Here is a 16,429-nt window from a genome sequence, read left to right as displayed (position 1 = left end):
GCCATCGGCACCGGGTCGATCACGGCGCGGGCGGGGGCCTCAACGCACGTCGCGCAGTTCCCAGTGGTGGCCGGCCAGCAGGCGCAGGCGCTGCTTGAACACGTCACTGTCGATGCGGGTGGTGGCCACCAGGTTGATGCGCAGGTCCTTCTGTTCGCCGGTGACGGTGGCATCCGGGTCGGTCACGCCCCACTGCGGCTCCACGGCATCCGGGTCCGGCTGCTTGGCCTTCCAGCGCTCGAACAGCGTGCCGCTGCGCAGCGCGTCCTGCAGCTCTTCGGCGAAACCGCCGGCGCTCTGCGAATGGAAGGAAAGATCAGGGTCATTGCCGCGGGCCTTGGACGGGTCGGGCAGGCTGATGTGGTACTGCGCAGGCATGGTTCTTCTCCTTGAGGTGCGGCAAGGCTGGCACAGCCGCAGTGCAATGCTTGTGTACGCCAGAACGGCTTATTCGAAGCGATGCGGCCCGTCGGCAAAGCCCACGGTCACCGCACCCTTGCCGACGTTGACCATGCCGGTCAGGCTCATCACCGACTCGTACACCTCCACCCCATGGCTGGCGCAGACCTCCTTCATCTGCGCATAGCCGGGCAGGGCGCGCAGTTCGTCCAGTTCGCCGCCGTAGCTGACGCACACGGTGGGGGTCATCAGCCCGCTGCGCACACGCTGGCCGACCACCGCGAACAGCTTCTGCACGGCGTTGTCGAAGCCCTTGATCTTGGCTACCGGGCCGGTTTCGCCACGGTAGCCGTGCAGCACCGGCTTGATGTCCAGCGCGCTGCCCAGCGCGGCACTGAGCAGGCCGACACTGCGGTCACCCTTGTGGCGTGCGCGTGCGCGCATGTAGTACAGGTCGCGGGTGACCATGTAGCCGTGCACGTTGCCGGACAGTTCTTCCAGCCGCTCGCGGATCTGCTGCACGCTGGCGCCGCTGTCACGCAGGCGCACCGCTTCCACCGCGGTCACCGCCTGCGCGGCGAACAGGTTCTGGGTGTCCAGCACGCGTAGTGCGAACGGCGAGTTGTAGCCCGCCGCCTGGCGCACCGGCTTGTAGTCGTTGAGGATGGCGAAGCTGGCCTGCAGCGCGTTGTCGTGGATCGGACTGCGCGTCTTGGTGATGGTCATGCAGAACACGTGGTCATAATCGATGACCAGCTGCTGCAGGAACAGATCGCGGATCTGGTTGACGCTGAAGGGAATGGTTTCGGCCTCGGCACCGTGCTCGGCCACGTGGGCATGCAGGAAGCTCAGCGTGGCCTGCTCGTCCCGGTGGTCGGCCAGCACGGCCTCACCGATCCGCACGGTGATCGGCAGCAGGACGATGTTGTGCTCGGCAATGAAATCCTGCGGCAGGTCACAGGCCGAATCGACGACGATTCCGATGCGCATCCGGCTCCCCCTCCAGGGCGGTTGTAGGTTCGGAACGTGAAAGCTATCGCAATTTCATCCGTGGCGCGCGAGGGAATCGCGCCACTGCCTGTTCAGCGATTGCGCTGCACGGCCACTGGAAGCGTTACCACGGCCTGCCAGTCCGGGCGCTGCAACAGGCCGGGGTCGGCCAGCACGGCGGCCATCATCGGGTGTGCATCGTTGCCCCAGAACAGTTCGCCGTCGATGGCCAGGGTCGGCACACCAAAAACGCCCGCATCGATGGCCGCTTCGGTGTTGCGGCGCAGTTGCTCCTTCACCGCCGGTTCGGCGCAGGCGGCCTGCACGTCGTTGATGCCCAACCGTGCTGCCGGCGTGCGCAGCGCCTCGGCGCTGTCGGCGGCGTTGCCCTCGCGCCAGATCCAGTCGAACAGCACATCCACCGCCTGCGTGCTGGCACCGGCGGCCAGGCACAGCCGCAGCACGGCCAGCGGATTGAACGGATGGCCAGGCGGGAAGCGCAGCGGCGTGCCTTCGGCCTGTGCCGTCCACAGCAGCTGGCGGTAGATGAAGCGGCGCTTGGCCGGAATCTCCGCCGGGCCGAGGTTGCCCAGGTGGTGCAGCACCGCGCCGAAGGCGATCGGCACCGGCTGGATTGCCGCAAACTGCGGCAGCTGCTTGACCTTCTGCCAGTGCAGGTAGGAATAGGGCGAGACGAAATCGAAATACCAGCGCAGGGTCGGCATCGGCGGGTTCCTCGGGGCGGTCAAGGCTGTGCGTTGTGCTGCAGGTAGCGGTCACGCAGTTCGGTCTGGCGCGAGCGCATCGGCATGGCGCGGCCGCCCAGCCAGACCTGTTCGGCATAGTGCGCGACATCCAGCGGGTCGCCTTCCCACAGCACCAGGTCGGCGCGCTTGCCCGGTTCGATCGTGCCGATCTGGTCGGCCACACCCAACACCTGTGCGGGCACGCGGGTCAGGCCGGCCAGACCATCGGCCCACGGCAGGCCATTGGCCACCGCATTGCCGGCCAGCTGGCGCATCTTGCGGGCGTTGTGCGAGGCATCATCGCGCTGGGCAAAGCTGACCGCCACGCCGGCACGGCGCAGGCGCGCGGCATTTTCCAGGGTGGCGCCGATCTGGTCGAAGGTGGTGGGCAGGTTGCCCAGCGCATCGACGAACACCGGCACCTGCGCGGCCGCCAGTTCCGGGGCCATCTGCCAGGCTTCGGCACCGCCGGCGATGGCGATCTTCACCTTTTCGCGTGCAGCCCAGCGCAGCAGCTGGCGGATGTCGGCGGCGCGGTCCACTTCCACCACGATGCGGCCCTGGCCCGCCAGGTAGCGCGCCAGCGTGCGGCGGCCGGCGGGTGTCAGCAGCGCATGCGGCGAATCGGCGGCGACCTGCCCGCGCGCTTCGTCCACCATCTGCTGCAGCAGCATCCACTGCGCCGCGCGCGACTGCCCGGTCAGTTCCGAGGCGGCCGCACCCAGGCGCAGGAACAGCGCACGCGGGCCGATCGGGTCGGCACTGCCATCCAGACGCATCACCCCGCCCTGGCCGGCCACGAAGCCACCCCCGGTGGCAGCCCCCAGCGCAGTGAAGCCGATGCCATCCAGGCGTGCCACCGGCACCAGCACGGAGGCCGGGTTGTAGGCCAGGGTGACGTCGAATTCGGGGCGCAAGGGCTGCTCGCCGATCTTCAGGGTGCTGTCCACCGTGCTCGATTCACCGGAGACTTCCTCGATGCCGATCTCGGTGATGCCACCGAACAGCGCCGGCGTCAGCGGACGGCCATTGGCTTCGACCACGGCCACCCCGGCCGGCGCGGCCAGGCCGGGGCCGACCGCGCGGATCAGCCCACCCTGCACCAGCACGTCGGTGTTCTGCAGGCTGCCGCGCGCGCTGGCGGTGTGCACCGTGGCGTTGCGCACCAGCAGGTCCTGCGCCGATGCAGTGCCCGCGATGCCTGCCAGCACCATGACGGTAGCGCCAAGCCACGCCCGGCGGCGCTTCCTGGCCGACCTCGCCAACTTTGTGGAACGGACCATCAGCGCACCTCCTGGCCAAGCTGGAAATCTGATCGCGGCGTGGCCGGTGGGGCGCCACGGTCGAACAGCCGCCGGCCATCGACGAACACCTGTTCGGCCAGCGCGTAGGAGCTGAAGGGATTACCGTTCCACACCACCACGTCGGCCATCTTGCCGGCCTCCAGGGTGCCGGTCTGGCCCTCGATGCCCAGCGCCTTGGCGGCGTTGGCGGTCATCCAGGTGATGGCATGTTCCGGGGCGATGTCCGGCATGCGCGCGCGGCGTGCCGCGGCCATCACCTTGGCCGCCTCCTGGTTCAGGCGCTGGATGCCCTCGGGGGAGTCGGAATGGACGATGGCGCAGCTGTTCTTCGGCCGGTCCACCAGCGCGATGTTTTCGGCGATGCCGTCGAAGGCCTCCATCTTGAAGCCCCACCAGTCGGCCCACAGCGCGCCGCAGACGCCATCGGCAGCCAGCCGGTCGGCCAGCTTGTAGGCCTCTACGCCGTGGTGGAACGCAGCCACCTTGAAGCCGAATTCCTTGGCCAGATCGAGCATGGTGGCCATTTCGTCGGCGCGGTAGCAGTGGATGTGCACGCGGATGTCGCCCTGGATGGCGCCGGCCAGCGTGTCCAGCTTGAGGTCGCGTTTGCCGCCGGCATCACCGGCGCTGTCGCCCTTGTCGCTGCCGAACCAGCCCTTGCGCTTGGCCGGCTTGGGGCTGTTCTTGGCGATGTAGTCGGCCGCGTCGATGAAGGCCGCGCGGTAGCCGGCGACGTTGCCCATGCGCGTGGCCGGCGCGGTGCCCTTGCCGCCGTAGACGCGCTTGGGGTTCTCGCCGCAGGCCATTTTCAGCCCCCAGGGTGCACCGGGGAATTTCATGGCCTGGTAGGTGGTGGCCGGTACGTTCTTCAGCACCACGCTGCGGCCGCCGACCAGGTTGGCCGAGCCGGGCAGCACCTGCATGCTGGTCACGCCGCCGGCCAGGGCAGCGGTGAAGCCGGGATCCTGGGGCCACACCGAGTGCTCGGCCCACACGTTGGCGGTGACCGGCGCGGTCATCTCGTTGCCATCGCTGTGGGCACCGACGCCCGGGCTGGGGTAGACACCGAGGTGCGAATGCACGTCGATCAGGCCCGGGGTGACCCACTTGCCCTGCGCATCGATGCGGGTGATGCCGGCGTCGGCCTGCAGCTGGGGGCCGACGGCCACGATGCGGCCGTCGCGCAGCAGCACGTCGGCATGGTCCAGGCGCTGGCCGGTGCCGGTCAGCACGGTGGCGTTCTGGATCAGCACCGGGCCATCGGGATGGGCGCGGTAGGTGCTGGGGTAGGGATCGGCGACGAAGCGTGAGGCGCCCACCGCCGGGGCGGTGCTCAACGAGGCCAACGCCAGGCCAAGGCCGGCGCGCAACAGCGTGGATGACATGCGGGTTCCCCAGGCAGGCATGTGAATCCACCGACGCTATCCGGCGCCGGGGCCGGTTGCCAAGTGACCTTGGGCACCCCGGACGCCCCCCACGATGCCCCGGAGGGCGGGCACACGCCTACAATGGCACCCCCACGCCGCACCGGATGCGCCATGAAGAGCAAGCAGGAAATCGTCGACAACTGGCTGCCGCGCTATACCGGCGTGCCGCTGGACCAGTTCGGCCAGCACATCCTGCTGACCAACTTCGGCGGCTACCTGCATACCTTCGCCGAGCTGACCGGGGCCCCCATCGTCGGCCTGGACCGGCCGATGGCCAGTGCGACGTTCGACGGCATCACCATGATCAACTTCGGCATGGGCAGCCCGAATGCCGCCATCATCATGGACCTGCTGTCGGCGGTGATGCCCAAGGCGGTGCTGTTCCTGGGCAAGTGCGGGGGGCTGAAGCGCAAGAACCAGCTGGGCGACCTGGTGCTGCCGATCGCCGCCATCCGCGGCGAAGGCACCTCCGGCGATTACCTGCCGCCGGAAGTCCCGGCGCTGCCGGCCTTTGCCCTGCAGCGGGCAGTGTCGACCATGATCCGCGACCTTGGGCACGATTACTGGACCGGCACGGTCTACACCACCAACCGCCGGGTCTGGGAGCACGACGAGGCCTTCAAGGAGCGGCTGCGGGCGATGCGCTGCATGGCCATCGACATGGAAACGGCCACGGTGTTCGCCGCCGGCTTTGCCAACCACATCCCCAGCGGGGCCCTGTTGCTGGTGTCCGACCAGCCGATGATTCCCGATGGGGTCAAGACCGAGGCCTCCGATGCCAAGGTCAGCTCCCAGTTCGTGGAAAACCATATCCAGATCGGCATCGAGGCGCTTAAGCTTATCCGGCGCAACGGCAAGTCGGTCCGCCACCTGCGCTTTGACGAATGATGATGATGGCCTGGCGCGGTGCGCCGGCCCTGGAGAGCAGGTGATGGACGTTGCCGCGCAAGTGGTGGAATTCTGGAACGAAGCGGGCCCGGCGAAGTGGTTCGCCCGCGATGACGCATTCGATGCGCAGTTCCGCACGCTGTTCCTGGAGGAACACTACGCGGCGGCCGCGCGCGCGCGCGAGCACTGGCTGGGCAGCGCCGAGGGCGCGCTGGCGTTGATGCTGCTGCTGGACCAGTTCCCGCGCAACTGCTTCCGCGGTACCGCCCATGCCTACGCCACCGATGGCCTGGCCCGGCATTACGCCATGCGTGCCATTGAAGAGGGCCTGGACCTGCAGCTGGTACCCAAGCTGCGTGCGTTCATCTACCTGCCGTTCGAGCACTCCGAAGATCCGTTCGACCAGGATCGTTCGGTGGCCATGTTCGATGTGCTGGGTGACAAGGAATACCTGCAGTTCGCCGAACTGCACCGCGACATCATCCGCCGCTTTGGTCGTTTCCCGCACCGCAATGCCGTGCTGGGGCGGATTCCCGGTCCGGAAGAGCTGGACTACCTGGCCGAAGGCGGGTTCGCAGGGTAGATCCACGCCATGCGTGGATGCAGAAAAAACGCCGGCGATTGCCGGCGTTTTTGCGTGGTGGGGTCAGAGCCCTTTCCTGCGGAAAGGGATCCGACACCGGGGCCACTGATCGTGGTGGGTTCAGATCCCTTTCCGCAGGAAAGGGATCTGAACCCAGAGCAGCCGATCAGTACTTCGGCACGCCGTTGTCCACTTCGTCCGACCAGGCATCGATGCCGCCGGTGACGTTGAACACCTTGGTGAAGCCCAGGGTGCGGAACTGCTCGGCGGCCTGCGCGCTGCGGCCACCGTGGTGGCACAGGAAGGCCAGCGGGGTGTCCTTGGGCAGGCCTTCCAGCTCGGCGCGGCCATTGCCGTCGAAGCTCTTGAACGGCACGCCGACCGCAGCGATCGCGCGCTCGTCGGCCGGGCGCACGTCGACCAGGGTCACGTTGCCGGCACGCACCAGGTCATCGGCGTCACGCACGCTGATTTCCTGCACCGGCTTGGGCGCGTTCGGGTTGTCGATGGCCAGGCCCTTGCCGCGGATGTCATCGACCCAGTCGATGGTGATGCCGTCGGCGCGGCGTGCGCTGGACAGGTCGAACTGCACGCGCAGGCCGTTGGATTCGGCGGCAATCGCGCTGTCATCGTGCGGCGCCAGCTGGAAGTTCGGCTGGAAGCGCGCATCAATGGTCAGCTGCAGCGACGCACCCGGTGCATCGGCCAGTGCGCCCTTCAGCATTTCCACGGCGGCCGGGGTGACCGTGATGCGCGGCGGGGTGCGGTCCGGCGCGGCCAGGCCGAGCACGCTGCTCAGTTCGCCGCTGGCGGCCATCTGCAGGATGATGTCGCTGCCGCCGACCAGTTCGCCGTCGATGTACAGCTGCGGGATGGTCGGCCAGTCGCCGTAGGCCTTGATGCCTTCACGGATTTCCTGGTCGGCGAGCACGTTGACGTGGGCGAAGTCCACGCCCAGGTCCTGCAGGGCGCCCACGGCCTTGGCCGAGAAGCCACACTGCGGCATCGTCGGCTGGCCCTTCATGAACAGCACGACGCGGTTGGCATTGAGGAGGGATTCGATGCGCGAACGCAGGGCGGGATCGAGGGACATGGGAGGTCATGGGTCCGTAAATGCGAATCACGCATTCTACGCCCCATGGCATCATGGGGCATGACCAACGCAGGAACATTGCATCGCATCCCGACCCGGCCGTGGCGCTGGCTGCCGTGGCTGCTGGCGTCGCAGGCGGTGGTGATCCTGGTCTGGGTGCTGGCCGGCTGGCGCTGGGGGGTGCCGCTGATGGTAGCCAGCCACGCCTTGTTCCTGGTGCCGGTGTTCCTGCCCAACAGCCGCTTCTACGCCCCGGTACTGGACCGCCTGCCCGAGGCGGGCGACAGCGTCTGGCTGACGATCGATGACGGCCCCAGCGCGGAAACCCCGGCGCTGCTCGACCTGCTGGACCGGCACCAGGCCAGGGCGACCTTCTTCCTGGTGGGTGATCGCGCCCTGGCCCAGCCGCACCTGGTGGAAGAGGTGCTTCGCCGCGGCCATGACCTGGGCAACCACAGCCACACCCACCCCCAGACCCGGTTCTGGCGATTGGGCCCGGCGGCGATGCGGGCGGAGATTGAAGGCTGCCACCGGGCCCTGGAGACGGTCAGTGGCCGTCCCGCGCGCTGGTACCGCTCGGTGGTGGGCATGACCAATCCGTTCGTGGCGCCGGTACTGGCGGCACTGGGGCTGGTGCGGGTGGGCTGGTCCGCACGCGGCTATGACGGCGTGGGCTGTACGCCCGATGGCGTGCTGGCGCGGCTGCTGCCCGACCTGCAGCCCGGCGCCATCGTGCTGCTGCATGAAGGCGCCGCGCATGGCCACAACCTGGCCATCATCGAACGCGTGCTGCAGGCGCTGGACCAGCGCGGCCTGAAGGCTCGACTGCCATCGCTGTAATGCGGTAGCGCCCGAGCCTATGCTCGGGCGGCGGCGCGCTGCGTCGTAAAGGCAGCCGAGCATGGGCTCGGCTCTACACGGGGGATCGCCGCGCCACCAGCAGCCAGCTGTTGAACGGCGTGCGTCCATGCAGCGGACGCTCCTGGCCCACCTGCAGCCCGGATCCGGCCAGCGTCGCCCGCAGCAGTGCGGGGTCCGGGTAGTGCCGGGGCCGCGTTCCCATCCAACCCACCAGCCAGGCCAGGCGGTCGGCCACGCGCGTGGTGCGGTCACGGCGGTCGCCGGTGGCCAGCGGCGTACGCAGCAGCAGTCGGCCGCCGGGTCCCACCCGCGCGGCGGCGGCTTCCAGCAGGGCCTGCTGCGCCTGCGCATCCAGGTACTGCAGCACATCCAGCAGCAGCACGTGCCCGGCCTGCGCTGGCAGCGGTGCCTGCACATCCAGGCAGTCGAACTGCACCCGGTCCAGGCCGGCCGCGGCGCGGCGCGCGCGGGCGATCTTGCCGGCATCCACATCCACGCCCAGGTAGGGCGGGTGGCGGCCGCGCTGCCGCAGTACATGCGCGAACAGGCCCAGCCCGCAGCCGAGGTCCAGCAGCGGCAGGGCATCGTCGGGAAGATGCTGCAGGACGCCGTCGTACAGCGGATCACTGCCCAGTTTGCCGCGCGTGTAGTAATAGTCGCGGCGGTTGCCCCAGGCCTGCACCGGGCGGAACGCCTCGGCGATGGCCCGTGCCTGGCCGCTCGCCAGCGGTGAACAGTTCAGTGGTGTGCCGTTCCCTGGCAGGCCATCCATCGCTCAGTCCGTTCGCTGCAGCAGATGCGTGGCGACAGGCAGGGCGCGTTCGGCCCACAACGCGTACATCCGTGCGGAAGGATGCAGGCAATCGTCGGCAATCATCGCCGGGTCGGTGCCGTGTACGCGGCTGATGTCGGTGATGTCGACGAAGGCCACGCCCTGGTGGGTGCTGATGACTTCGGCGGCAGCGTTGAACTCGTCGGTTTCGATCTCGATGCGGGCCAGGTCACGGCCGCTGCCGGCACCGAACGGGGTGGTGCCCCAATCGGGGAAGGACAGCACCAGCACGCGGCCGGCATCGCCGCCGGCAAAGCCGATCGCACGCTGCAGCAGGGCCTCGAACTGGTGGCGGTACTCGTCCAACGGGCGCCCGCGGTACTGGTTGTTGACACCGATCAACAGGCTCACGAACGCAAACGGGCCCTGTGGATCGGCCGCGTTGATGCCCGCGTCCAGCTCGTCGGTGGTCCAGCCGGTGGTGGCGATGGTCTGCGGGTCGGCCAGGTCCACGCCCTGTGCACGCAGCGCCGCGGCGAGCTGGTGCGGCCAGCGGCCTTCGACCGCGACCGCTTCACCGATGGTGTACGAATCACCCAGTGCCAGGTAGGACAGGGCCACGCTCAGGCCACCGAGCGGCGCGGCTTCAGCGGTATGACCTTGGTAGCGTCTTCGGCGCGGCGGGCCAGTACGCGGTCGATGCGCGCAAACACATCGCGCATCACCGAGGCTTCGGGCAGCAGGGTCACGCGGAAATGGTGGCGGTAGGGCACGTTGAAGCTCGATCCCGGTACGACCAGCACGCCCTCGTTGTTCATCAGGTCCAGTGCGAAGGTGTGGTCATCGAAGCCCTTTGCAGCAGCGCCGACCACGGCCGGGAACGCGTACAGCGCACCGGCCGGGGCAACCAGCGACAGGTGCTCGCTGGCCTCGCAGGCTTCGATCACCGCGCGGCGGGTTTCATACAGGCGGCCGCCCGGGGCACACAGTCCGGAAATGGTGTCCGGGCCGTTCACGGCCGCGTCGATGGCGTACTGGCCCGGCACGTTGGCGCACAGGCGCAGCGCGCTGAGCAGGTCCAGCGCGGCGCGGAACTCACCCAGGCGCGCGTCGTCACCGCTGAGGTGGGCCCAGCCCACGCGCCAGCCGCAGGCACGGTGCACCTTGCTCAGGCCGCTGAAGGTCAGGCAGGGGTGGTCGCCGGCCAGCGGCGCGACCGGCTGGAACACCGCGTCGTCGTACAGGATCTGGTCGTAGATCTCATCGACCAGCAGCAGCAGGTTGTGGCGGCGGGCGATCTCGACCACGCGCTCCAGCAGCTCGCGCGGGTAGCTGGCGCCGCTGGGGTTGTTCGGGTTGATCAGCACGATGGCGCGGGTGCGCGACGACACCAGCGTCTCGATCTCGGTCGGGTCGGGCTGGAAGCCGTTTTCCGGCGCGCAGCGGTAATAGACCGGACGGCCATCGTTGAGGATGGCCGCCGCCGACCACAGCGGGTAGTCAGGCGAGGGCACCAGCACCTCATCGCCGGGGTTGAGCAGCGCACGCAGCGACAGGTCGATCAGCTCGCTGACGCCATTGCCGACGAACACGCGGTCGGGATGGGCATCGGGTGCGCCGCGTCGCGCATAGGCGGCGGCGATGGCCTCGCGGGCCACAGGCAGGCCCTGCTGGTGGGTGTACGGATCAGTGCGGCCCATGTCATCGGCGATCGCGCGCTGCAGGTGTTCCGGCGCACGGAAGCCGAAGTTGCCCGGGTTGCCGATGTTCAGCTTGATCAGCTTGCGGCCCTGCGCTTCCAGCTCCCGCGCTCGCCGGGCCAGTTCTCCGCGGATCTCGTAGCGCACTTCGGAAAGGCGCTCGCGGATGGCCAGGGGCTTGGGCGAAGGGGTGGACATGGGAGCTGGGCCGTCAAAAGGCATGGGGCTTCCATCCTACCGGAATTGCTGCAATGCATGGCAAGGCCCCAGGGCCTGCGGCTGCTGGGCTGGCAGGGCATCTGGCCGGTTAGAATGGCGGCGATGACCCAGACCCCCGATTTCAACGCCCTGCAGACCATCGGCTGGCCCTGGCCGGGCCCGCCGCAGCAGGCCGACTGGCAGGCCGCCATGGCCACGCACCCGCAGGCCCGCCCGGCGCGGGTGATCGAACAGCACCGCACGCACTATGTCGTGGCCGATGGCCCGGAAGCCTCGATCAAGGCCGAGTCGCTGCCGGAATGGCAACGGCCGCGCTTCCCCAGCCATGAACGGCCGGCGGTGGGTGACTGGGTACTGCTGGAGGGCATCCGCATCGTCGCCCTGCTGCCGCGGCGTACGGCCATCAAGCGTGGCGCGGCCGGTGAGCATTACCACCAGCAGGTCATTGCGGCCAACATCGACACGGTGTTCATCGTCTGTGGCCTGGATGCCGACTTCAACCCCCGCCGCATCGAACGCTACCTGCTGCTGGTGGGCGGTGGCGGTGCGGAGCCGGTGGTGGTGCTGACCAAGGCCGACCAGACCGAGTACAGCGAAGACGCGCTGGCGGTGCTGGAGGAGCTGGAGATGCAGGGTATCGCCCTGCACGCGATCAACGGCCTGGATGCCGACAGCGTGTCCGTACTGGAACCGTGGCTGGGCCCCGGCCGCACGGTGGTGCTGGTGGGTTCGTCGGGTGCCGGCAAATCCACGTTGACCAATACTCTGCTGGGCGAGCAGCGGATGAAAACCAATGCGGTGCGCGCCAACGATTCGCGCGGCCGCCACACCACCACCCACCGTGCCTTGATGCCGCTGCCGATGGGCGCGTGCCTGATCGACACACCGGGCATGCGCGAGCTGAAGCCGACCGGCGAAGAAACGCTGTCCGAAGGCGGTTTCGCCGATATCGAGGCATTGGCTGCGCAGTGCCGCTTCAACGATTGCATGCACCAGCAGGAGCCGGGATGCGCCGTACGCGCGGCCATCGATGCCGGTGAGATTGAAGAGAGCCGGCTGCAGAACTACTTCAAGCTGAAGGAAGAAGTGGCTGCTGCGGCAGCCAAGCTGGCCGTGCGCCAGGCCGAAACCGCGCAGGAGCGCGGCGGCAGGAAGGGCAAGGGCCAGCAGTTCCGCCCGGTGAACAAGAACCGCCGGCGGTAGCAGCGACTGACGGTAGCGTCGACTGACGGTAGAGTCGACTGACGGTAGAGTCGACTGTTAGTCGACTACTCTTCGACGGAAATCATCGCGCGGCGTTTCGTAGTGGACTAACAGTTAGTCGACTAACAGTCGACTCTACCGCCAGTCGACGCTACCGGACCGGCGGGTGTGCATCCCCGCGATACCGCCGCCTCCACCGTGGCGCGCTATAGTCCGCCCATGGAAACGACGGCGACGCTGGACCATGACGTGGCCCACCATGCGGCACTCGACGCGCGACTGGTCGAGGCCGTGGGCGGCATCCGCCTGCTGGGGCTGACCAGCTGGCCGGCAACGGTGCAGGCACCGTTCCTGGAAAGCGTGGCCCGCGGCCAGCCTGTCCTGCCGAAGGTGGATTATCCCCGGCTCGACTTCAGCGAGGAACGCCGCGCACTGGCCGCCATCGCCGCAGAGTGCGACACGGCCCATCCGCTGGGGCACTACGTGCAGCAGTCCGCACAGAGCTGGGACCTGGCAGCACAGCTGCTGGAAGGCCTTGGCACGGCCGCGGTGGATCGCTGTTCGGTGCAGTTGTTCGGTGCGCCGGAACAGCCGCTGCCGGGCAACGGCCCGAGCACGCGCGAGGCCGCCCGCCACTTCATCCAGATCGCCAGTGAACTGGACAGCGAACTGCTCGCACCGGAAGAGCAGGTACCCGTGTCGGCCATTGCCCTGCAGCTGCAGCTGCAGAATGATCTCGACGGCTTCTTCGAGTCGCGCATCATCCAGGTGCAGCTGGATCCGGATCTGGTGTCGAAGGCCGCGGCTGGGCCGACCCGCATCCGCCTGCGCACCACCGCGCGCTTCAGCGCCTACGACCGCGCGCAGCTGTTCCACCACGAAGCGCTGGTGCATTCGCTGACCGCCTTGAACGGCCGCGAACAACCGGTGCTGCCGAGCCTGGCGCTGTCGTCGCCGCGGGTGACCGCCACCCAGGAAGGCCTGGCCACGTTTGCCGAGCAGATCACCGGCAGCATCGACATCGAGCGGCTGAAGCGCATCAGCCTGCGTACCGAAGCCATCGCGATGGCGCGCGAAGGTGCGGATTTCATCGAGGTGTACCGCTACTTCTGCGATGCCGGGCAGAATCCGGAGGAGAGTTTCGCCTCGGCGCAGCGCGTGTTCCGCGGTGTACCACCGAGCGGCGGCCTGGCCTTCACCAAGGACACGGTGTATCTGCGCGGGCTGGTGTCGGTACACACCTTCTTCCGCCACATGCTGGCCGAAGATCGCCTGCAGGTCTGCCGCTGGCTGTTTGCCGGCAAGATGAGCCTGACCGATGCGATCACCTTCGCGCCGCTGTTCGAGGCCGGTGTGCTGAAGCCCCCGCGCTGGCTGCCGCACTGGGTCAGCCGGGCCAACGGGCTGGCGGGCATGCTGGCGTTCTCGCTGTTCGCCAACCGCATACGGATGGACCAGCTGGCGCCGGAGTAAAGGCATTCAGAGCCGGGGTCAGAGCCCGTTGCCCAGCAACGGGATCCGACCCCGTGCCATTCCAACAGATTGCGAGCAACTGTCGAAGGCGGGGCACTGTGGGTTTGCGGGGTGTGAGCCGCATGGATGCGGCGACCAAGCCCCCATGGACGGGTTAACGGCGTTCCCGCAAATCCACAGTGCCCCGCCATCCCACGGGATGCAGTCTTTTGACGTTGACGTTGACGTTGACGTTGAGCAGGTGCAGGGCGCAGCCCTGCCGAAAAAACCCACGAATGAGACGCGCGTCACTGCCCGCAACACCCGCGCGACTTCGTAAAAAACCTTTCATCTTCCCTTTGCATAGTGGCCGCGCGCCGTACCGAGCTGCGGCGGACTTCCCCCATGCAATGGATCTACATGCAGACCCGATACCTCACGATCGCCGTGGCGATCGCGCTCTCCGCTGCCAGCGCCCATGCCGCCGAAACCACCGATGCCACCGCCGACGCCACGCTGAGCGCACAGACGCTCGACACAGTGTCCGTCATCGGCCAGGGCGAAACCCGCCAGGTGCAGCGCATCACCGCCGTGGACAAACAGGTACTGCCGCCGGGCACCAGCGGCCAGAAGATCCTCGACCGCCTGCCGGGCGTATCGGTGCAGTCCAATGATGCCTTTGGCGCGAACGAGGAATCGCAGACCATCAGCCTGCGCGGCTTCGACAAGAGCCGCCTCGGCTACACGCTTGATGGCATCCCGCTGGGCGACAACAGCTATGGCAACTACAACGGCCTGAGCATCGCCCGCGCACTGATCGCCGAGAACCTCGCCGGCGCTGAACTGTCGCAGGGCATCGGTTCACTGGGCGTCGCCTCCACCAGCAACCTGGGCGGCACCATCCAGTACTTCTCGATGGACCCGTCCACTGAATTCGGCGGCCGCGCCAGCGTCACCGTCGGCGATAACAACCAGCGCCGCGGCTACCTGCGCGTGGATACCGGCGACATCAACGGCTTCTCCGCCTATGTCTCCGGTGTCCACCAGGACCAGGACATGTGGGCCGCGCCGTACCAGAACCAGACGACCCGCCAGTTCAACGCCAAGGCGGTGTGGAACGTGGGCGACCACCGTTTCGGCGCGTTCGTCGCTACCTCGCGCGCCAGCCAGGCCAACTATGCCTATCTGTCCAAGGACATGCTGGCCCGCGGCCTGGGCTGGGATTGGAACATCTACGCGCCGGACTGGGACCGTGCCGTCGCGGCCGCCTGGTGCGCCCCCGGCACGCGCGATCCGGCCAAGTGCCAGTTCAGCGGCGGCGTCAACAGCATCGACGATGCCTACTACCAGAGCCGCGCGCTGCGCGATGACAACCTGTACTCGGTCGATGCCGACCTGCGCCTGGGCGAGCAGGGCCGCCTGAAGCTGGTGGCCTATCACCATGACAACCGCGGGCAGGGCCACTGGTGGGCACCGGGCCAGCCGTCCTACCCGGGTACCGATCGCATGCTGCCGATCTCCATCCGCAGCACCAACTACACCATCAACCGCGATGGCCTGACCGCTGCGGTGTCGTGGCAGGTGGGCATCCACGAGCTGGAAGCCGGCCTGTGGTACGAGCAGAACGACCACAACGTGTCGCGCAATTTCTACTACATCAGTGGCCCGTTCCTGGATGATCTGTACCTGAAGAATCCGGACCGCCTGCTGTTCAACCAGGACTTCGACATCCGCACGCAGCAGTTCTACGTGCAGGACCGCATGCGCTTCCTCGACCAGCGCCTGACCGTGGACGTGGGCATCAAGAGCCCGAACACGCGCATGCGCGCCACCGCGAAATCCGGCGTGGAAACCAGCATCGCCTCGGGCACGCTGACCGCCAAGGAATCGGTGCTGCCGCAGGTCGGCCTGGGCTTCAAGCTCAACGCCAACAATGAGCTGTTTGCTTCGTACGCCGAGAACATCGCAGCCTTCGTCGGCGGCGGCAGCGGTGGCCCGCTGCAGGTCTCGCCGGAATCGTTCGCGGCCAGCGCGGGTCTGGAACCGGAGAAGTCCAAGAGCCTGGAAGCCGGCTTCCGCACCTTCGGCGAGAAGTACCAGGCCTCCATCGCCGCGTACAACGTGAAGTTCGACAACCGCCTGCTGTCGCTCAACCCGTGTTCGAGCATCGAAGTCGGCACGCGCCCGGAGTGCGTCACCCGCTTCATCAACGTGGGTTCGGTGAAGAGCCATGGCGCCGAGCTGACCTTCATCCTCAAGCCGGTCGACGGCCTGCAGTGGTACAACGCGCTGTCCTGGAACAAGACCACCTATGAGGACAACTACACCTCCGGTGGCGCGATCGTGCCGGTGGCCGGCAAGATCACCGTGGACACGCCGCAGCGCATGGCGTCCAGCGAGATCAGCTGGAACCGCGATGGCTTCTTCGCCAGCCTGCGCGCCAAGTACACCGGCAAGCGCTATTACACCTACACCAACGACCAGTCGGTGCCGGGCGTGACCACCTTCGATGCCGGTGCCGGTTATGACTTCGGCCCGGGCATGGGCCTGCGCAACATCCGCGTGTCGTTGAACGCGACCAACCTGACCAACAAGCGCTATGCGGGCCAGCTGAGTTCGTTCGCACCGACCGATCCGACCGGTACGCGTTATGCCATCCATGCCAGTGCACCGCGCCAGGTGTTCATGACGGTGGCGGCGGAGTTCTGACCGGGTAGGGATGAAGCATCCACGCATGGCGTGGATCTACTGAACGGTGGATCCACGCTGTCCGGGAGGGGCACGGGTCGGCT

15 protein-coding genes are annotated in these 16,429 nt (G+C 67.7%); 6 read left to right on the top strand and 9 right to left on the bottom strand.

Annotated features, from left to right (window positions below; all coding sequences use genetic code 11):
• Nucleotides 1-39 precede the first annotated feature (39 nt).
• From C1924_RS16660 to C1924_RS16640, 5 genes are all read right to left on the bottom strand, one after another.
• Nucleotides 40-378 (bottom strand): hypothetical protein, encoded by a 339-nt coding sequence (locus C1924_RS16660; protein WP_079223285.1) that lies wholly within the window; start codon nt 376-378, stop codon nt 40-42.
• 69 nt (nt 379-447) lie between these two features.
• Nucleotides 448-1,389: a DegV family protein gene (locus C1924_RS16655; RefSeq protein ID WP_108766298.1), complete on the bottom strand. Its 942-nt coding sequence runs from the start codon at nt 1,387-1,389 to the stop codon at nt 448-450.
• Nucleotides 1,390-1,481: 92 nt separating this feature from the next.
• Nucleotides 1,482-2,114, bottom strand: coding sequence for a 2-hydroxychromene-2-carboxylate isomerase (locus tag C1924_RS16650; protein ID WP_108766297.1), 633 nt, complete (start codon nt 2,112-2,114; stop codon nt 1,482-1,484).
• A 20-nt stretch (nt 2,115-2,134) separates the two neighbouring features.
• On the bottom strand, nt 2,135-3,418 hold the full coding sequence (locus tag C1924_RS16645; RefSeq protein WP_108766296.1) for an amidohydrolase family protein: 1,284 nt from the start codon (nt 3,416-3,418) through the stop codon (nt 2,135-2,137).
• Complete coding sequence (locus C1924_RS16640; RefSeq protein ID WP_108766295.1) at nt 3,418-4,824, bottom strand: amidohydrolase; 1,407 nt, start codon at nt 4,822-4,824, stop codon at nt 3,418-3,420. Before C1924_RS16640 ends, C1924_RS16645 begins: the two co-directional genes overlap by 1 nt.
• Before the next feature lie 153 nt (nt 4,825-4,977).
• Between C1924_RS16640 and C1924_RS16635 the strand changes: the two genes are divergently transcribed.
• Nucleotides 4,978-5,754 (top strand): AMP nucleosidase, encoded by a 777-nt coding sequence (locus C1924_RS16635; RefSeq protein ID WP_108766294.1) that lies wholly within the window; start codon nt 4,978-4,980, stop codon nt 5,752-5,754.
• A 43-nt stretch (nt 5,755-5,797) separates the two neighbouring features.
• Nucleotides 5,798-6,337, top strand: coding sequence for a DUF924 family protein (locus C1924_RS16630; protein WP_108766293.1), 540 nt, complete (start codon nt 5,798-5,800; stop codon nt 6,335-6,337).
• A 166-nt stretch (nt 6,338-6,503) separates the two neighbouring features.
• Here C1924_RS16630 and grxD read toward each other — a convergent pair whose 3' ends face one another.
• Entirely contained in the window at nt 6,504-7,430 is a 927-nt protein-coding gene (grxD, locus tag C1924_RS16625) for a Grx4 family monothiol glutaredoxin (RefSeq protein ID WP_108766292.1), read from the bottom strand.
• A 60-nt stretch (nt 7,431-7,490) separates the two neighbouring features.
• On the opposite strand from grxD, the gene C1924_RS16620 reads away from it, so the two are divergent.
• Nucleotides 7,491-8,270: a polysaccharide deacetylase family protein gene (locus tag C1924_RS16620; RefSeq protein WP_108766291.1), complete on the top strand. Its 780-nt coding sequence runs from the start codon at nt 7,491-7,493 to the stop codon at nt 8,268-8,270.
• A gap of 73 nt (nt 8,271-8,343) precedes the next feature.
• Here the strand turns inward: C1924_RS16620 and C1924_RS16615 are convergent, their stop codons facing one another.
• From C1924_RS16615 to C1924_RS16605, 3 genes are read right to left on the bottom strand one after another with little or no spacing between them, the layout of a single operon-like run.
• Nucleotides 8,344-9,063 (bottom strand): methyltransferase domain-containing protein, encoded by a 720-nt coding sequence (locus C1924_RS16615; protein ID WP_108766290.1) that lies wholly within the window; start codon nt 9,061-9,063, stop codon nt 8,344-8,346.
• 3 nt (nt 9,064-9,066) lie between these two features.
• Complete coding sequence (locus C1924_RS16610; protein ID WP_108766289.1) at nt 9,067-9,684, bottom strand: SGNH/GDSL hydrolase family protein; 618 nt, start codon at nt 9,682-9,684, stop codon at nt 9,067-9,069.
• Nucleotides 9,685-9,686: 2 nt separating this feature from the next.
• A complete protein-coding gene (locus C1924_RS16605) occupies nt 9,687-10,961 on the bottom strand; it encodes a pyridoxal phosphate-dependent aminotransferase (RefSeq protein ID WP_108766288.1) in 1,275 nt (424 codons plus the stop codon).
• 114 nt (nt 10,962-11,075) lie between these two features.
• On the opposite strand from C1924_RS16605, the gene rsgA reads away from it, so the two are divergent.
• The 3 genes from rsgA (at nt 11,076) to C1924_RS16590 (ending at nt 16,346) form a co-directional block, all read left to right on the top strand.
• Nucleotides 11,076-12,185 (top strand): ribosome small subunit-dependent GTPase A, encoded by a 1,110-nt coding sequence (rsgA, locus tag C1924_RS16600; RefSeq protein WP_108766287.1) that lies wholly within the window; start codon nt 11,076-11,078, stop codon nt 12,183-12,185.
• A 219-nt stretch (nt 12,186-12,404) separates the two neighbouring features.
• Nucleotides 12,405-13,658: a flavohemoglobin expression-modulating QEGLA motif protein gene (locus tag C1924_RS16595; protein WP_108766286.1), complete on the top strand. Its 1,254-nt coding sequence runs from the start codon at nt 12,405-12,407 to the stop codon at nt 13,656-13,658.
• Between the two features lie 399 nt (nt 13,659-14,057).
• Nucleotides 14,058-16,346, top strand: coding sequence for a TonB-dependent receptor (locus tag C1924_RS16590; RefSeq protein ID WP_108766285.1), 2,289 nt, complete (start codon nt 14,058-14,060; stop codon nt 16,344-16,346).
• Nucleotides 16,347-16,429 lie beyond the last annotated feature (83 nt).

Source organism: Stenotrophomonas sp. ESTM1D_MKCIP4_1 (assembly GCF_003086895.1).
Lineage (GTDB): Bacteria > Pseudomonadota > Gammaproteobacteria > Xanthomonadales > Xanthomonadaceae > Stenotrophomonas.
Note: the sequence above shows the minus strand (reverse complement) of the source record. Positions and strands in the feature narration are given on the sequence as shown.

Bases quoted from the DNA above. Each gene is read 5' to 3' on its own strand.
- C1924_RS16660 (WP_079223285.1), bottom strand. From the start codon at position 378: ATGCCTGCGCAGTACCACATCAGCCTGCCCGACCCGTCCAAGGCCCGC.
- C1924_RS16655 (WP_108766298.1), bottom strand. From the start codon at position 1,389: ATGCGCATCGGAATCGTCGTCGATTCGGCCTGTGACCTGCCGCAGGAT.
- C1924_RS16650 (WP_108766297.1), bottom strand. From the start codon at position 2,114: ATGCCGACCCTGCGCTGGTATTTCGATTTCGTCTCGCCCTATTCCTAC.
- C1924_RS16645 (WP_108766296.1), bottom strand. From the start codon at position 3,418: ATGGTCCGTTCCACAAAGTTGGCGAGGTCGGCCAGGAAGCGCCGCCGG.
- C1924_RS16640 (WP_108766295.1), bottom strand. From the start codon at position 4,824: ATGTCATCCACGCTGTTGCGCGCCGGCCTTGGCCTGGCGTTGGCCTCG.
- C1924_RS16635 (WP_108766294.1), top strand. From the start codon at position 4,978: ATGAAGAGCAAGCAGGAAATCGTCGACAACTGGCTGCCGCGCTATACC.
- C1924_RS16630 (WP_108766293.1), top strand. From the start codon at position 5,798: ATGGACGTTGCCGCGCAAGTGGTGGAATTCTGGAACGAAGCGGGCCCG.
- grxD (WP_108766292.1), bottom strand. From the start codon at position 7,430: ATGTCCCTCGATCCCGCCCTGCGTTCGCGCATCGAATCCCTCCTCAAT.
- C1924_RS16620 (WP_108766291.1), top strand. From the start codon at position 7,491: ATGACCAACGCAGGAACATTGCATCGCATCCCGACCCGGCCGTGGCGC.
- C1924_RS16615 (WP_108766290.1), bottom strand. From the start codon at position 9,063: ATGGATGGCCTGCCAGGGAACGGCACACCACTGAACTGTTCACCGCTG.
- C1924_RS16605 (WP_108766288.1), bottom strand. From the start codon at position 10,961: ATGTCCACCCCTTCGCCCAAGCCCCTGGCCATCCGCGAGCGCCTTTCC.
- rsgA (WP_108766287.1), top strand. From the start codon at position 11,076: ATGGCGGCGATGACCCAGACCCCCGATTTCAACGCCCTGCAGACCATC.
- C1924_RS16595 (WP_108766286.1), top strand. From the start codon at position 12,405: ATGGAAACGACGGCGACGCTGGACCATGACGTGGCCCACCATGCGGCA.
- C1924_RS16590 (WP_108766285.1), top strand. From the start codon at position 14,058: ATGCAGACCCGATACCTCACGATCGCCGTGGCGATCGCGCTCTCCGCT.